13 protein-coding genes and 2 pseudogenes are annotated in these 17321 nt (G+C 40.3%); 10 read left to right on the top strand and 5 right to left on the bottom strand.

Annotated features, from left to right (window positions below; all coding sequences use genetic code 11):
* The first annotated feature begins 102 nt into the window (after positions 1–102).
* Together HWQ44_RS17600 and HWQ44_RS17595 are read left to right on the top strand one after the other, a co-directional pair.
* On the top strand, positions 103–759 hold the full coding sequence (locus HWQ44_RS17600; RefSeq protein WP_292720973.1) for a DUF2301 domain-containing membrane protein: 657 nt from the start codon (positions 103–105) through the stop codon (positions 757–759).
* Positions 759–1448 (top strand): ElyC/SanA/YdcF family protein, encoded by a 690-nt coding sequence (locus tag HWQ44_RS17595; RefSeq protein WP_292720971.1) that lies wholly within the window; start codon positions 759–761, stop codon positions 1446–1448. Before HWQ44_RS17600 ends, HWQ44_RS17595 begins: the two co-directional genes overlap by 1 nt.
* 60 nt (positions 1449–1508) lie before the next feature.
* Here HWQ44_RS17595 and HWQ44_RS17590 read toward each other — a convergent pair whose 3' ends face one another.
* The gene (locus HWQ44_RS17590) at positions 1509–2567 is read right to left on the bottom strand and encodes an alpha/beta hydrolase (RefSeq protein WP_292720969.1); all 1059 of its coding nucleotides are present in this window, start codon (positions 2565–2567) and stop codon (positions 1509–1511) included.
* A gap of 273 nt (positions 2568–2840) precedes the next feature.
* On the opposite strand from HWQ44_RS17590, the gene dprA reads away from it, so the two are divergent.
* From dprA to HWQ44_RS17575, 3 genes are all read left to right on the top strand, one after another.
* Positions 2841–3959 carry a DNA-processing protein DprA gene (dprA, locus tag HWQ44_RS17585; protein WP_292720967.1) on the top strand — a complete coding sequence of 373 codons (1119 nt, stop codon included), beginning with the start codon at positions 2841–2843 and terminating at the stop codon, positions 3957–3959.
* A 286-nt stretch (positions 3960–4245) separates the two neighbouring features.
* Positions 4246–5352 (top strand): saccharopine dehydrogenase NADP-binding domain-containing protein, encoded by a 1107-nt coding sequence (locus HWQ44_RS17580; protein ID WP_292720965.1) that lies wholly within the window; start codon positions 4246–4248, stop codon positions 5350–5352.
* Positions 5353–5706: 354 nt separating this feature from the next.
* Positions 5707–6096, top strand: coding sequence for a hypothetical protein (locus HWQ44_RS17575; protein WP_292720961.1), 390 nt, complete (start codon positions 5707–5709; stop codon positions 6094–6096).
* 515 nt (positions 6097–6611) lie between these two features.
* Here HWQ44_RS17575 and HWQ44_RS17570 read toward each other — a convergent pair.
* On the bottom strand, positions 6612–7910 hold the full coding sequence (locus HWQ44_RS17570) for a sodium:proton antiporter (RefSeq protein ID WP_292720958.1): 1299 nt from the start codon (positions 7908–7910) through the stop codon (positions 6612–6614).
* 413 nt (positions 7911–8323) lie between these two features.
* Between HWQ44_RS17570 and HWQ44_RS17565 the strand changes: the two genes are divergently transcribed.
* Positions 8324–8593 carry a hypothetical protein gene (locus HWQ44_RS17565; protein ID WP_292720957.1) on the top strand — a complete coding sequence of 90 codons (270 nt, stop codon included), beginning with the start codon at positions 8324–8326 and terminating at the stop codon, positions 8591–8593.
* 102 nt (positions 8594–8695) lie between these two features.
* Positions 8696–8902: pseudogene (locus HWQ44_RS17560) on the top strand (hypothetical protein); the annotation flags it as partial.
* Between the two features lie 73 nt (positions 8903–8975).
* Here the strand turns inward: HWQ44_RS17560 and HWQ44_RS17555 are convergent.
* Both HWQ44_RS17555 and HWQ44_RS17550 read right to left on the bottom strand, forming a co-directional pair.
* Positions 8976–10115, bottom strand: a complete 1140-nt coding sequence (locus HWQ44_RS17555) for a glycosyltransferase family 4 protein (protein ID WP_292720955.1) — start codon at positions 10113–10115, stop codon at positions 8976–8978.
* 61 nt (positions 10116–10176) lie between these two features.
* Positions 10177–11346 (bottom strand): glycosyltransferase family 4 protein, encoded by a 1170-nt coding sequence (locus HWQ44_RS17550; RefSeq protein ID WP_292720954.1) that lies wholly within the window; start codon positions 11344–11346, stop codon positions 10177–10179.
* Positions 11347–11878: 532 nt separating this feature from the next.
* Between HWQ44_RS17550 and HWQ44_RS17545 the strand changes: the two genes are divergently transcribed.
* Both HWQ44_RS17545 and HWQ44_RS17540 read left to right on the top strand, forming a co-directional pair.
* Positions 11879–14176, top strand: coding sequence for a hypothetical protein (locus HWQ44_RS17545; protein WP_292720952.1), 2298 nt, complete (start codon positions 11879–11881; stop codon positions 14174–14176).
* Between the two features lie 390 nt (positions 14177–14566).
* Positions 14567–14827: pseudogene (locus tag HWQ44_RS17540) on the top strand (DUF4351 domain-containing protein); the annotation flags it as partial.
* A 157-nt stretch (positions 14828–14984) separates the two neighbouring features.
* On the opposite strand, the gene HWQ44_RS17535 reads toward HWQ44_RS17540, so the two are convergent.
* Positions 14985–15884 (bottom strand): aspartoacylase, encoded by a 900-nt coding sequence (locus tag HWQ44_RS17535; RefSeq protein WP_292720949.1) that lies wholly within the window; start codon positions 15882–15884, stop codon positions 14985–14987.
* Between the two features lie 198 nt (positions 15885–16082).
* Between HWQ44_RS17535 and HWQ44_RS17530 the strand changes: the two genes are divergently transcribed.
* Complete coding sequence (locus tag HWQ44_RS17530) at positions 16083–17285, top strand: AGE family epimerase/isomerase (protein WP_292720947.1); 1203 nt, start codon at positions 16083–16085, stop codon at positions 17283–17285.
* Positions 17286–17321 lie beyond the last annotated feature (36 nt).

Raw genomic sequence — 17321 nt, 5'->3', positions numbered from 1 at the left:
CAAATTTAGTCTAACCGTTCCCAGATAATAGATGTATATTTTAGCTTTTTTTGATAATTGTCAAGATTAATACATATACAAAACAATCGTCATCAGCAAACTATGACTACACAAACACTCTCTGCACCAGAAATTTATCAAGGTCAGTTTGGGGAATTTACAATTACTCAGAGCGATCGCACTGGCGTAATTATCTACCGGGCTGGGTTGATGGTAGCAGCACTAAGCTTTGCCATAGGCAGCGCTTTGGTTTTACTCAACAATAACCCGAATGTTTTTACCATACTGACACCTCTATATGCTTGTTTTAGTCTTGCTCTTGGTGTAAGTTTATTTACCATCCATATTTACATGGCATCACTGCATCGAACGTTGCAAATTTTTTGGGCGATCGGTACTATAACATCAGTGATTCTGGCAATCACTAGTAGTGAACCTTTAGCTCTTGCTGTTTATAATCAGCCGATTACCTTATTTGGAGTTGGTTTTCTCTTCGTTGCTTTGACAGGTATTTATTTTAAAGAGGCTTTTTGCTTCAATCGCCTAGAAACCAAAGTATTAACCCCAATAGTACCGATACTATTGTTAGGACATTTAGTAGGAATTTTACCAACTCAGGTAGAAAGTGTTTTATTAGGAATTTGGGCAACGTTATTTTTGGTGTTTGCCCTGCGAAAGACAGTGCAAGCAATTCCTGCTGATATTGGAGATAAGTCTGTGTTTACTTATTTGAAAGAACAACGTTTAGCTAAAGTTTAATGCAGACAAAAAATCGTCAGTGTCAAAAATTTCCAACAATCAAAATAATCAAACGCCAAGAAATGTGGACACTTACGGCTCAGGGGTGGGCAATTGCGATCGCTTTGATTGCTTATTTAATATCTTTCATTCTTACTCATGTACACTCATTTCTCGCCGTAACTTCCCCAATCGAATCAGCAGAAGTATTAGTTGTTGAAGGATGGCTACCAGATTACGCTATAGAAAAAGCCTTGACTGAATTTCAAAACGGTTCTTATCGTCAAATAATTACTACTGGAGGCACATTAGGAAAAGGAAGTTATCTTACTGGATACAAGAACTTTGCAGAAGTGTCAGCCGCCACCTTCGTAAAACTGGGTTTAGAAGAAGAAAAAGTAGTAGCTGTTCCCACACCTTTCGTAGTTAAGGATCGGAGTTATGCATCTGCTGCCGAATTTCATCGCTGGCTATCCAGTTCAAATTTACAGATAGAATCAATTAATCTTTTTTCCTTAGATGTTCATACCCGTAGGAGTTGGTTAATTTTCAAAAAATTACTGAATCCTGATATCAAAGTTGGTGTGATTGCTGCCAAAACGCAAGATTACGATCCAGAGAAATGGTGGGGTTCTAGCGCAGGTGTGCGGACAATGATTGATGAAGGCATCGCTTATATTTATGCACGGTTTTTGGATTGGAAAGCTTAAAAAAAGAGGACAAGGGGATGGGTATACAACCTCTCCTTGTCTGGTTGTCTCTTTTTTCAACTACTTACCTAGTATTTGTAATAATGCTTGCCGATAAATTTTCAGTCCCTCTGTATTCAGATGGTCGCCGTCACTGGTCAAATTTCCTCTAAGAACATTATTTTCATACAATGGTGCTAATCCTGCTGCTGCAACTGGCACTTTTTCTGTTTCAGCAACTTGATTAATCAAAACATTAATTTGTTCAACTTTAGAAAGTGGGGCTGCTACAGTTGGATCTAAGCTTGCTGCAACTGTTGAATAAAAAGCCGGAATCAGAAAAATCTCTTTAGTTCCCATTGTGCGGACAAGTGCGATCGCTTCTTGCAGATTTTTGCTAAACAACTCATCACTAATTCCATACCAAGCATCATTTCCACCTATGGCAATAATGGCTTTTTCACATTTAACTTTGGTAGGAATTAAAGTTTTCAGTTGTTCTAGTAATGAGATTGTACTCAAACCATTTAACCCAAAATTAAAAGTACCATTCCCAAGGGTATTACCGAGTCCAGCCGAAATAGAATCACCAAATAAGCAACCTGAGAATTGTTTATCTTGGACAGCGAGTGTCTGATATTGCAGTGCAATTTTCCCTAAAGGTGAAGAACTTACATCGTCCTTTGGAGGCGCAGCAGCAGAACTAGAAGAGGAATTTGCCATCCCGACTAGCTTCTGAATTTTTGACACGTCAACAACTAGTTGACTACTGGGATAGGCTTCTAGAAAGCTAGTTATTCCTAGACCATCTGGTGATTTGGCTCCCAAAATAAGGGCAGATCGTAGCGCTGGTATACTGGCTTGATCGCGACGGGCGATCGCTTGGGAAGCAAAAGATAAAATTTGCTTGCCCATTCCTGTGTTTATCAACTTATCTAAAGCGGCAATATCAAGAGACATTTTCACCTGAAGTGCATCTTGAAACTTCTGCTTATCCTTAGCGCTGAGGTAATCTAGGAAAGATTGCAGATCGCTAGAAGCCTTTTGCGTCTGGCTATAGTCGCGGATATCTGCTACTGGGATCGATTGCTCAAACAATCCGTATCTAACAGTAACTTTTTCGGCTGCCAAACTAGGCAACAAACCAAGACAACTATGCAGGAGTAAAAATATTAAGCACCCAGATAGGCTGATTAGAAGACGATAGAAATATTTCATCACAGAAGATAAGAAGATATCAATAGTTAATAGTCAAGAGTCAAGGGTCAAAAGTCAAGGGTAATTAGATATTGGGCATGGGGAAAGACTTGTTGCAAGTTTCTCACTCAAGTCCCCTTGTCTCTCCTGTCCCTCCATATCAATAGCCAACCTCAATTTGGGAATACTCAATCGAGTAGGTGTGAGGATGGAACGGTGATAGATGAAGGCGCATATTGGCTAGCTTGGGCGCAAATTTCTGGAATTGGCCCGGTATTACTGCGACGACTGCAACAGCATTTTGGCACCCTAGCAACTGCTTGGAACGCCACCAAGGGACAGTTGGCAGAAGTAGAAGGTTTTGGTTTGCAAACGTTAGAAAAAGTAGTACAACAGCGATCGCGTTTGCACCCAGAACAACTATTCACTAAGCACCAGCAGGAAAACTCTCATTTTTGGACACCAGCAGATGCAGATTATCCCCGCTTATTGCTGGAAACTCCAAGTCCACCGCCGATTTTGTACTATCGCGGTGAAGTCGAACTCCAAGAAAATCTCGGACAAAAACCGATGGTTGGTATTGTCGGCACACGCCAACCCTCAGAATACGGTATCCGTTGGACTCGCCAAATTAGTACAGCTTTGGCTAAAAATGGCTTTACAGTTGTTTCTGGCATGGCAGAGGGAATTGACACAGAAAGCCACATCGCCGCCATGAAAGCAGGTGGACGCACGATCGCAGTTTTGGGGACTGGTGTAGATGTCATCTATCCACATAAAAATCGGGATTTGTACAAGCAGATTTTGACAGCTGGGTTAGTGGTGAGTGAGTATCCAACAAAAACCCCACCCGATCGCACGCACTTTCCGCGTCGCAACCGGATTATTGCAGGCTTAAGCCGCGCCATCTTGGTAATGGAAGCGCCATTAAAATCTGGTGCCCTAATTACTGCTACCTACGCAAATGAATTCGGTAGAGATGTCTACGCATTACCTGGGAGACTGGACGATCATCCATCTCAAGGGTGCTTAAAGTTACTAAGTCAGGGAGCTTCTTTCATTCTTAAGGAACTAGACGAATTGTTAACAATGCTAGGAGCAATACCACAACTCGATGGAGTTGAGACTTCCACAGCACCAGAACAGTTAAGTTTGCCAACTTTATCACCAGAATTGCAAACGGTAATGGATGCGATCGCAAGTGAAGCTTTACCCTTCGATTTTATTATCCAACAAACGAGTATGGCTGCTGGCTCAGTTTCCAGTGCTTTGTTACAGCTGGAACTTATGGGTTTGATTTCGCAATTACCAGGAATGCGCTATCAGAAAAGTTAAGAGTTAAAAGACAAAAACATTGTTTAGCTTTTTTTTAGTAATTTAACTATGCCTGTAGCTAATATAATTTTTGTTTGTATAAAAACTGGATTTTGTAATAACTATATACGGAGATGATGATTGGCGATCGCTTTTGAGGAAAACTTTGCAATTTACTAAATGTACCTCCCTCGCAACATCTTTTTTCTAGCAAAAATTTAGTGAAATTGTATAAATCATACTTGTAACCGATGGCAAACAGGACGCAAAACTGATGAAATAAGATTACTGTTGCTAATTTGGAGTAATGACAGACAACGTTTTAATTCTTGGTGGACGAGGGCGGATTGGTAGCAGTGTTGCTCAGGATCTAGCTACCCACACCCAGGCACAAATTACGATTACTGGACGTTCAGCGGAGTTTGGCAGGGCTGTTAGCTTGTCTTCGGGAGGACAAGTGGAGTTCTTGATATTGGACTTGGTAGAGGTTGACAAGCTGCGAGAAGCGATCGCCAACTCTAACTTAGTCATCCACTGTGCTGGCCCATTTCACTATCGAGATACTAATGTTCTCGAAACCTGTATTTCTCAAGGCGTTAACTACGTAGATGTCAGCGACCATCGTTCCTATACCAGCAAAGCTCTCAATTATCATCAACAAGCTGCTGCTGCTGGTGTAACAGCAATTATTAATACTGGCATTTTTCCTGGTATTTCTAACAGCATGGTTCGTCAGGGTGTTGAACAATTTGATCAACCAGAAAAGATCCATTTAAGTTATTTAGTTTCGGGTTCTGGCGGTGCTGGCATTACGGTGATGCGAACAACTTTTCTGGGGTTGCAGTATCCTTTTGAGACTTGGATAAATGGAAAATGGGAGGTAGTCAAGCCTTATAGTGAAAGAGAATTAGTTGAGTTTCCACCTCCCTATGGACGCAGTGGAGTTTACTGGTTTGATATGCCAGAAACCTTTACACTGCCCCACGCCTTCCCATCAGTGAAAACTGTAATTACTAAGTTTGGCTCTATTCCAGATTTTTATAATCACCTAACTTGGATTGCGGCACACATTTTTCCCAAGTGGTTAATGCAGCGTCGTTACATGATTGAATTTCTCTCTCATGTCAGCCATTCAATGACAGATGTCACTAATAATTTTAGTGGAATTGGGGTAGCAGTTCGTTCAGAAGTTACAGGGCAAAAAAATGGTGAAACAGCCGTTTATTGTTCAACTGTAGTGCATGAGAATACAGCGGTGGCTTCTGGTTGCGGCACAGGTAGTATTGCCCAATTATTGCTAGAAGGTAAACTTAAGAAACCAGGTGTTTTTGCTGTGGAAGAAGCACTACCCACAAATTTATTTGAAGAGGTAATGCAAAGCCGAGGAATTAAAATTAATCACAGTTGGTTATAGCTTAATCCGCTTGGGTTAAGCACGCCAGCTTAAAAACAAGATTTTTAGCTATGTAGGGGCTATCTATAATAGAGTGAAAATTTCAGTTTACTTGAGTGGAGAGTAACTCTGAGCCACTCAACTTGAGTTCTGGGGGGATGTCAGTAAGTAGGACAATCTGGCTATTACAAAAATGCGCGTCAGACTCAGGTCTAAAAGGTTCAGATAGGATTAACTGAACTATAGGTAAAAATTAATATACCCTGCGGTAGAAGGAAGAACTGTACTTAAACACTTAGGATGCCTGTGAGCCTTAAATATTGGATATATTTATGCATGACCAAGGCTCATAAAATCAAAAGAGGAGATTTTTTTGTGCAAAAAATTCTATTAACTTTAAAGCAAGCGTTACGCTCAAGCTTTTTGGTTGTTGGCTTAATGATTTTCATCAGCTTGTCAGCTTCCTTCATTTTCGTTCAGCCAGCTAGTTATGCAACTACTCTGGAAGAATTAAAGCTAATACCCCCAGAGTACAAACCAAATTCTGAAGAGAAAATTAATCGCGCTAACGAATACGACCCAGGTGTTGGCGTTCAAGAGGAAGAACGAGAAGAAGCTTATGAGCAAGCAATAAAAGATTCAAAAAACCTTAATACTATAGAAAAGACTTACGAAAGGAATTTGAAAGCTGAACAAGAACAAAATCCTCCAGAAAGTTTCGGTGAAAAAGCAAAAGAAGTTATTGAAAAGGTTACAGGTAAATAGGAAATATAAACCTTAACCCTAATTCCTTCCCAACAAATTAAGGGGAATAAGACTCAAAGCCTCTCTCCAGTTGGAAGTCAGGTTTAAAAAGTTAAATTGTAATGGCGTGACAAGACTAAAATGTTGCAATAAATTTTCTTGTGGGGCGGGCATCTTGCCATTGGTGTCAAGTTAAGCTCAAACTTCCTATGTCAATAAGCATTTAGGCTTAAAAATTCGGTTTTCAAGGGACAAAAAACGAACTTTTTCATGGACTATTAATGCTTTGTTTATTAGCATCACTCCCAGCTTGCGTATAAAAGTCAGAAAAAAGTTCACCTTTATACTTCCTTCCTAACAAAACCTATCGTTGACAAATGGGTTTTAACCTTAAGTTGACACTAATGGCATCTTGCCCGCCAATTAGGACAGGCTAGAAGCCCATCCCACAAGAGTTTGCTAATGCACAAATTTAGTCTTGACACGCCAGTAGGGTGCGTTAGCCTATGGCATAACACACCTTACGAAAATTGGTTTTATTCAAATTCATCTATTGTGGCAGGAGGAGTAGTCTTTCTTTGATTAGCAAAATTGCGCTCATACCACTTCATTAATGGAGTTGTACTAATTCCATGCACAATCACCGAAACTACAATAGTAGTGTAAGTTATCCAAGCAATTTGTTCGGCTGCTTCACCTTTTAAGCCATGACGAAATGCATAGGCTAGATAATATAAAGAACCAACACCGCGAATACCAAACCATCCAATTAACAACCTAGTTCCTGGGTGCAAAGTTCGACGGTGTGAATCTTGCGGACGTTTACCAATTGTGCTAATCCAAACTCCTACAGGTCTGATGATTAAGAATAACAAAATTATCACTAACAAAGATTGCATAGCATAATTGAGTATTGGCTGCAATAACAATATTGAACCCAATAGTAAAATTGTCCCGACTTCCAGCAGCTTTTCAACTTGCTCAACAAATTCCAATTCTGCTAGCGGTTTTTCAGGATTTCTGTAACTGCGTTGAACAACTAAGCCAGCAACAAATACTGCCAAAAATCCATAGCCATTCACCATTTCTGTTAGGGAATAAGTTAGTAAAATTGTGCTGATAGCAATAAAGTCTTCCATTAACTTATCGGCAGCACGGCGTTTTTGAATTTTTTGTTCAATCAAAACTATAGATTTGGCAACAACAATTCCCATCACAATGCCACTTGCGATCGCCCAAATTAAATCAACTGTAAGCCACTGTTGAAACCAGTTGCCCCAGTTGTCATTTTCTAAGGCATGAATGCCAAAATAAACGAAGGGAAAAGCTAAAGCATCATTTAACCCACCTTCAGAAGTTAAACCAAATCTCAACTCATCTTGGTCGTTTATATCAGTCAGTTGTACTTCTGATGCTAATACTGGATCGGTAGGTGCGAGAATTGCTCCTAATAAAATCGCTTCTCCCCAAGTCATTCCTAAAAACAATTTACCCACAACAGCCAAAGCAAAAATTGAAATTGGCATCAGAAATACAATCAATCGCACTGTAATATCCCAAACCCCCAACCTTAGAGGCCGAACAATTCTTAAGCCACAGCTAAACACAGAAATAATTACTACAAGTTCTGTTATTCTCTCCAACAGTTGAGCGTTAAAAACTTCATCCCGACGTAATTGAATTAGCCCTAAGCCATAAGGCCCTAGAAAAATACCAACTAGTAGGTAAATAATGGCAAAAGAAAGAGGTAAGCGAGTAATCCAACCTGACCCTAATGTGACCATCAGCAAAAGTAGACCAATCACAAATAGGTCAATAATATAGACATCTACCATATAGCGATTTATATAAGAATTAAGTGTTACTTTGTAAGCTTAGTTGCAATAGGTTTGTATTATAAATAACCTATGGGCAGATTTTGTATGATTAGGGATTGAGATATGTCAGCAAATGGGAGAAGAAGGGAATAGATAAATTTGGCGTTGGCTCTGCCCAAACGAGGCATCGCGCTTTGATTATTCGCCTCTGGGTTAAAATACAGCCTCAAAAACAATGAGATATAGTACGGAAATATCGCTAATACATACCTGTGCGCTCCTAGTAATGGTCTATATTCCCTACTTTCTCACTCAGATATCACCCCATTTAGTACAAATATACTATAATGTAGATAGCCTCCACAAAGCCTAGCCAAATGCATAACGGTTTTGTGAAAACCTTCTGGAAGATGGATTCAAGGGTTAGTTCGATGATGAAGCATTACATTCTCAACCTCAATCCGACTGCCAAGCATGAATGGGATCGGTGTATTTTACGTGACCCGCTGACTGCCAAACGCCCAGACATTGCTAAACTAATTGCTGAAGCGGTTGGTGCTGATACAGGCAGTTATTTGGTGAGCGTGAATATCGAAGTTCAAGTTTTGCAGCAAGCGGCGGTACCTCAAGCCGAACAACTCTCGCTTTCATTTCCAGAGGTGAGTGTGCCGTCACAACCACAACTGCGGGAAGTGGCTTGAGCTACAGTGCAAAGTTTAGCAGAGAATAATTAGCCTGTATAACCAGCCTGACTTCGCTAGCCGCAGACTTCAGTCTGATGGCTAATGGAGTCATGGTTATAAGTGCTGCTTGTGAATCAAGAATATCAAAAAGCAATAGATACCCAGGTTTAATTAACTGTCGATAGAGCAAATGCCATCGCCCATTTGGAATATCTGCGTAACCAGTTTAGTGTAGTTAAGTTGGAAGCAAGATTAGCATAGCTTGCTGCCGTAGGCATCGCTCAACAACTCTCTGATTTTGAATCTCGTGAATTAGTTGGTTTGTAATTATACCCAAAAACCCCAGACATGAATCTGGGGTTATCCAAACAAAATCGGTGATTGTAGATTAGGCAAATAATTATAATCTGTGGGAAAGCAGTTGAGAAATTTGCTGATTAATAGTTGCAACATCAAAACGCTGACTAGCAATAGTCCTGGCATTATTGGCTATAGTTGCAGTTATTTCCGTCTCCTGTAAACAAGTGATAATTACTTCTGCAAGTTCCTGGGGTTCTCCTGGTGTCACTAGAAAACCATTAAGTCCATGTTCTACTAATTCCATTACCCCCCCAGCTTTGGCTGCAACTACAGGTTTTCCACATAGCATCGCCTCTACAATCACTCTACCAAAGGGTTCTGGCGAAGTAGAGGTATGTGCTACCAAGTCACAAGCTGCCATTAACTGGGGAATATCAGAACGAAATCCTAAAAATTTGATCCGGTTTTCTAATCCCAGTTCAGCAACTTGTTGGTGTAACTTTTGGACGTAATCTTGTTCGCCAAACAGTGCATCACCGACTAAAATTGCTGTCACTTCTGGCGGGCATTTGGCAAGGGCATCAATTAAAATATGCTGCCCTTTCCAAGGTGCAAGACGGCTAAAGTGTCCGACAACAAATTTTCCTTCTAATCCTAACTGTTGCTGTAATTGTTCAAAGTCAAACTCATCCGTTTGATAAATTTTTGGATTAAAGCCATTATAGACAACCTCAATGATGTCTGGGCGTCCTCCTGCTTGCACAAAGGCTGTTTGACTAGCTTGAGAATTAGCAATTACTAATGATGCAAAACGATTAGCTAAGTTAATAGCGATGCGAAGATTAGTTTGGCTAAAATGTTCTTTGGAAAGAATATCATGTAAATGATAAACTAAAGGACGACGACTAAAAAAACTTGCTAATGCTCCGACAACTAATGCTTTTTGGGTGTTGGCATAGATTAAATCGTATTCACGCGCTTTTTTGACTACCTTAGTAATCAAAGGTGCAAGTTGTCCAAAACTCTTTAATCCTTGTACCAAACTGCTTTCTTTGCGAACTTGGATTGCTTGAGTTGCGAGAACTTCTACTGGGATATGATTTTGCTGTAGTAAATCTTTAAATGAACCATCTGCAAATAAACCTACCAAAGCGCGATCGCCATACGGTTTAGCAATATCTATTAAACATAATTCGGCACCACCTGGTTTACCGCTTTGGTCTAAAAAAAGAATTTTCATTAAATCTCCTTATAATAAAATACAGTTAAGTAGAGAGGTAAAATGTTGCCTTTCTATTTCTCTAAGTTAATAAAATATTGCGTACTTGTTGGGCAATCTGATTCCAGTCGTAGTGTGTAGTAGCATACTGCCGACAGGCAGATCGTGAAGGTATGGGGATGTTTCCTAATAGTGCTTGTTCTAATTTTTTAGCAATAGCAGAGACTTCAGTTGAAGTAGTAATTAAATCAGGTGAAAATTCTGATAAAATTTCTGGCATTCCCCCGATTGGGGTACATAAAACAGGAGTGCCACAGGCTAGAGACTCAACTATTACTAATCCAAATCCTTCAAAAGATTGACTAGGCATAATAGTCAATTCAGCAGCTTGGTAAGCTATAGGTAATTGCTCATCAGGGAGAAAACCTAAAAATTTAACGTTGTCGTCTAGTCCTAATTCTGTAGCCTGTTGTTGTAGTGCAGCTTGGATGTGACCACGACCTGCGATCGCTAGCCAAACATCTGGTATTCTGGGCTTAATTATCGCTAGTGCTTGCAATAATTTGTCAACTCCCGTTCGATGTACTAAACGGCGTGATGTAAATATAATCCGGCGATTATTAGGCCAGCCTAGCTTTGCACAAGCCTCTTGGGGTGATAAATTTGGTTGAAACCAATTAATATCAACTCCACCAGGGATAACATTAATCTTACCCCACGGTATTTGATATTTTTCATGTAAAATTTTACCAAATGCTTTGCTCAAAACAATGAAGCGATCGCAGCGATTATAAGTGTTTTGTTCGATTAGCCAGTGCTTGATCAAAAGACTGAGATTTTTATTAACTACCTCTTGCTGACTCTCAGAAGCCCAAGGGCCATGAAAGTTAAAAGTAACTGGTACTCCCTTTGGTAAAATATCTAAAATAGGGAAGCTATATAATGCAAAGTGCAAATTAATAGCATCTGGTTTGCTGGTTCTTGTTTTCTGGAAATTAGTGCGAATCGACCATAATCTTTGCCAAATAGCACTGTCGGGACTCGCCAAGTTAGTCAGCTTAATGGTTGAATTTAATTCCGCCTCTGGTAGACCAACTCCACATAATTCAACTTGGTCTTGATTTGCTGCTAATTTATGAGTTAGTTCATAAATATACCTTTCTAATCCCCCAGGACTTGTGGGAAACCAGCCTAATCCAAGAGTGAGAATAGATGCGGACGCTGAATCAAAATTATCTTTTTTATTTTCCACTAATGTGTGTCCTATATTTTCTTGAGTATTTTTGAATAACAGTATAAAAATCTCATGCTTTAGATGTAGAGAGGAAGATTGATATATTTCTCTACAGCGTGTTTGATAAAAATATTAATCACGATAATTTACGAATACCCATTAGCAATCATAATTTTTTATAGAACACCAATTTATAAACGATTTATATGCGAACGTCAATAATGAATTAAAATCTGTGTTTTTCTTAACTAAAGAATACTGATTAGGACATATATTATACCTGCAAGTCAAGGAAGCTGAGAGGTAGGTAGGGACAAGAACAAAGCATACAGAATAAATTAATATCAAAGAGTTTTGTATTAATTATTACCTTTTTTACTTGTTTTCAAGTAAAAAAGAATACGAAAAATAAACATTGATGATTAATCAAAATATTTTATATACAGTGTCCCGAAACAACCTGTATCTTATCCAGCTAAAAATAGTTATATTTTTTTACGGATTTCGTAAAAAATGATTGTATGTAAATAATTAAAAGCTAAAAAATTATATGATAAATAAATTACTGACGGAGTTTTTTAAACTGCGTCATAAGCTCAATCAGTACATCAAAAAATTATCTAAAACTAGATATTTACACAGAAGTAAAACTTTCAACTTTTTACTCAGTCTGACTGTTGGAGTCCTTGTTACTAGCATTGGAATTACAACAGACTGGGCAACAACGAAAACATCTACGCTTACATACAAAACATCGTGGACAAATAATTCTATTGACAGTACAAATCTGCTGGTACAAAACAATACTGAAACATCGAAGCTTACTTACAAAACATCGTGGATAGGTAATACTATTGGCAGTGGAAATCTGCGGGTACAAAACAATATTGAGGCAATGTATGTTGCCCCTGATGGCACAATTTATACTAACAGCCATTGGGATGAGGCAGGAATGGAGGCAGGAATATATAAGGATGGTAAGGTTATTGGTGCCATTGGGGATACTCACGGCTGGAGTCGTGGCGGTGGCAAAGCTGTAACAGTAAATAGTAAATATATTTACATTGCCATGACTCAAGGTTCAAGGGGTAAAACAAATGAAGATTACCCACCTGAAGGAACAACTTGGCATTGTGTTAGACGCTATGACTTGTCGGGAAAACCTGCGCCGTTTCCGAATGGGCGTGGCTGGGATAAAAGTATGTTGATTACCAGTACTAAAAGTGAAGTTACTGGATTAGCAACTGTAGAAAGCGAGTTGTATGTGAGTGATTTTGTTGCTAACCGCATTCGGATCTATGATACTGATACGATGAAGGAAGTACGCAGCTTTACTGTTGCTCATCCGGGAGCAATAACTATTGATCCACAAAAAAATCTGTGGATTATTCAAAGTAAAAATGGTAGTAATCCTGCCAAGATTCTCCATTATTCCCAAAGTGGAAAGCAATTGTCTCAACAGATTGCAGATATCGTTGAACCAACTGCGATCGCAATTGATCATCAAGGTAAGCTGTTAGTGGCAGAAAATGGCCCGCGTCAGCAAATGTTGATTTATGACATCAAAGATCAGCCAGTGCAGGTGGGTAGTTTCGGTTCTAAGGGCGGTATCTATGCAGAAGTTCCTGGTGAAGTTAGAGACTTGAAACTTTACGGACTTACCGGAGTTGGTACAGATGCTTCAGGCAATATCTATATAAATAGTGATGGTTTCAACAAATCAGGAACAGATTTGCGGAAATTTTCGCCATCGGGAAAACTGCTGTGGCGATCGCTGGGATTGATATTCGTTGATAATGCAGATGCAGATCCTAAAACTGATGGTGTAGATTTATTCACCAAACAAGAACACTATCTGATGGACTTCAGTAAGCCTGCTGGTAAGCAATGGACTTACAAAGCCTACACTTTAAATGCTTTCAAATATTCTCAAGATCCACGTCTGCATACATCGCCAGATGGAACCTTTGTTCGCCGCATCCAAGGGAAGCCGTTTTTGTTCCTCACAGATATGTATAGCAGCTTTCTGCAAATATATCGGTTTAATCCAGCCACAGATGGTAAAGTTGCTATCCCAGCCGGAATGTTTGTCGGAACTAATAGCGCAGATAAACCATTTCTCACTGGAAATTGGCCACCGCATCAACCAGAAAAAGGGGAATGGATCTGGCGCGATCGCAACGGTAATGGCAAATTTGAAAAGAACGAATATGATACCAGCAAAGATTATCCCTATATCGGCGGCTGGTGGGTAGACAGCAAAGGAGATGTTTGGAAAGCTTTGCGAACAGAAGATGGCATTCGACACTATCCTTTACAGGGAATAGATCCTAAAGGCAACCCCATCTACAGCTATAGTTCGATGGAAAAGCAAACTACTCCCAAAATATTTAACGACTTGCGGCGGATCGAATATTTCCCCGAAACAGATAGTATGTATTTGTCAGGCTTTACGGTAGATCACCCTGCATTCGGTGACGATGCTGGTGTTGCTGGATCTGAAATTGCCCGTTTTGACAATTGGAGTAAAGGAAATCGTACACCCCGTTGGCGAATTGTGATTCCCTACGACACCACTGGCAAACGCGAAGTGTCTACAGCGGCCATAAGTGTGGCAGGAGATCGTGTATTTGCCGTGACAGTTAAAACCGCAGAGGTATATGTCTACAATGCTAAAACGGGAACACAAGTACAACAGTTAAAACCAGGCCCAGAAGTTGGCAGTGAAAGTGGCTGGATTGATATACCCTATGGTGTCCGCGCTTTTCGGCGTTCCAATGGTGAGTATCTGGTATTTGTAGAAGAAAATTGGAAAGGAAAAGTGATTATGTATCGGCTGGCGGGGTGAGTATTTACAATTACGACATAATATCGTGTCTGGTTCAAGACTTATCATTAAGACGGCAGGGGAGCAGGGGGCAGGGGGAAAGAGGGTTTCCTGGTTTTTGCACAGATGCGGAAATTATAACTAATTAGGCGGACATGATATAACACAGCTTTGACTCTAAGCTTAACCAAGCCGCAGATCCCCGACTTTGTAAAAGTTGTCGGGGATCTTGTTTTTCACAAAAAATATCATGTCCGGTTAAATACTTGTCATTGCGTTCGCCCCTGGCGTTCCCGAAGGGTACGAAGCGTTAGCGTCGTGAAGCAATCCCAAAACCTTTGTGATTGCTTCGCTTCACTTCGTTGCGATCGCAATGACATATCGTAAGTGATTTAGCGGACATAATATGATTCAGGATTGCTATATGTATTTGAACAATTGAGCCAAGCGGAGGTAGAGTCTATGCTAGGAATAACACTACAGCAAACGAGAGTTTATCGAGAAATCAAGGAAGAAGGACGAGAAGCGATGGCTAATGCTATTTCTCGACAATTAACTAAGCGGCTTGGAAAACTGTCTGAGGAAATGCGATCCTCCTTTTCTGGTTTATCTTTGCCTGTTCTCGCAGATTTGAGTGAAGCACTGTTAGATTTCACCAGTTTGACTGATTTATATCAAGTCCGGTTAATTACTTTTATGATTACCGCATCCGTGCAAAAGTCAGGAAAACCTCTTTCTCCCTGCTCCCTGCCCCCTGCACCCCTGCGGTCTAAATGATAAGTCTTTACCCGAACATGATATTACAAGCTTGGTTAGAAGGACGAATAAATTAAACTACCTCTTGGTATTTTTGACTTAGATACATCGCAATTCCTTTCTCGTAGTAAGCTGCTTCATTAATAAAAATAGGATAAACAGTAGACTCTCCCTCATAGAAAATATCTTTTCCTTCAAAAGTCAGAAACATTGGATCGCCGGGATGCAAAGGTTCATAATCTCTAAACTGAAGCTGAGGGTGAATCATGGCTTGAATTTCCCCGCGTAGGCGCAGCTCACCGTAGGCATCGCTTCTAGGATAGTCGACAGTTCCAATGTATTTATAAAGTGTAAGCTGGCTGCTTGTCTGCGGAATATTCCCCTGGTTGCACCCTTCAAAATAATCTAAAACTGCATAAAGAAGCTGTTCTGTTTCCTGAAATAATTCGGCGTTTAAAACATTCTGAGCCACAGCCCCAACTTCTATAACAAAACCCAATTCAGACAAAGAACGGAGAAAACCATTTTCTTTGGATTCCTGATTAATACAGACTTTCACTAAAGGATTAATAGAACTTAAATAAGCGCCTAAGCGAAGTAATAAAGGATGCATATCACAAAAAATCAGAGTTAACCCCATATTGGCAGTTGTGCTGTGCAAATCAATAATTACATCTACAAAGGGCTGATTTTGCGGTTGCAATATCTGTTGAATTGCTTTTGCCCGCGTATCTTCATAACTTGAAAGTTGGGGATTTTGTAAGCCTTGATTAGTGAAACAACGATTTAAATCTTTTTCAATGTATCTTTTGCCTTCTTCAATAGCTTTGAGATTACCAAGCAATGCCAGAGTTTCAAAACTTGCCCTGTTAATTAAATTAGGATATTGCTGAAACTTTTTGACTAAATGTACTCCTGTTAACTCATTACCGTGGTTTCCTCCAACGATCGCAACTCGTTCAATCTGACTCATAACAACCTCATATCTAAAAAACTAACCTACAGTTATTGAGAATGGTGCAAGATACAAGATAGAAGTATACCTGCTGCTGACTAAATCTTGTAAAAGACAGACGCGATGTCTACGACGGGCTACGCCTAGGCTCCATGTTCGAGTCAAAATATGATAACTGTTAAACTGTTGGTTTTGGTATAAAAGGGGAGCAAATTTATGGAGAAGGACTTTCAAGCGATGCCTCCGGCGGGCTACGCCTACGCTGAACTTTACAAAAACGCCCTCCTCAACGACGTACTCCCCTTTTGGGAAAAATATTCTCTTGATTGGCAGCAAGGCGGCTATTTCACCTGCCTCGATCGCGAAGGCAAAATTTATGATACAGACAAATTCATCTGGCTGCAAAACCGCCAGGTGTGGACTTTTTCGATGCTTTACAACCAGCTAGAAAAACGCGAAAATTGGCTGAAAATTGCCAGCAACGGCGCTAATTTTCTCGCCCAACATGGTAGAGATAGCGATGGTAACTGGTACTTTGCCCTCACCCGTGAAGGGAAACCATTGGTTCACCCTTACAATATCTTTTCTGATTGCTTTGCGGCAATGGCATTTAGTCAATATGCACTCGCTGGTGGTGAAGAATGGGCAAAGGATGTAGCAATGCAGGCTTACAACAACGTATTACGCCGCCAAGATAACCCCAAGGGCAAATATAATAAAACCTATCCCGGCACACGCCCGATGAAATCATTGGCTGTACCAATGATTTTAGCCAACCTGACTCTAGAAATGGAATGGTTGCTACCAAAGGAAACACTAGAGAATGTCCTAGCTGAGACAGTCCGCGAAGTGATGACCGATTTTCTCGACCAAGAACAGGGACTAATGTACGAAAACGTTGCGCCTGACGGTTCCCACATCGATTGTTTTGAGGGACGGCTAATTAATCCAGGTCACGGTATCGAAGCTATGTGGTTCATCATGGACATCGCCCGTCGCCAAAACGATACCAAAACTATTAACCAAGCCGTTGATGTGGTGCTAAATATTCTGAATTTTGCTTGGGATAACGAGTCCGGCGGCTTGTATTATTTTATGGATGCAGCCGGTCATCCCCCACAACAATTGGAATGGGATCAAAAGCTGTGGTGGGTTCATCTAGAATCATTGGTTGCATTAGCGATGGGCTATCGCCTGACAGGGCGCGAGGTGTGTTGGGAATGGTATCAAAAGATGCACGATTACGCTTGGTCACACTTTGCTGATTCCGAGTATGGTGAATGGTTTGGCTATCTGAATCGGCGTGGAGAAGTATTGTTGAACCTCAAAGGTGGCAAATGGAAAGGATGTTTTCACGTACCGCGTGCATTGTACCTTTGTTGGCAGCAATTTGAGTCATTGCAACGCCTGCGGCAGTAAACAACGCAGTCAGTTTAATCTTCAGGGAAAACGCAT

Origin of the sequence: Nostoc sp. JL34 (assembly GCF_017114945.1) — a bacterium.
In the GTDB taxonomy this organism is placed as follows: domain Bacteria; phylum Cyanobacteriota; class Cyanobacteriia; order Cyanobacteriales; family Nostocaceae; genus Nostoc.
The sequence above is the reverse complement of the archived record's forward strand: the minus strand, read 5'-3'. Positions and strand labels throughout refer to the sequence as shown.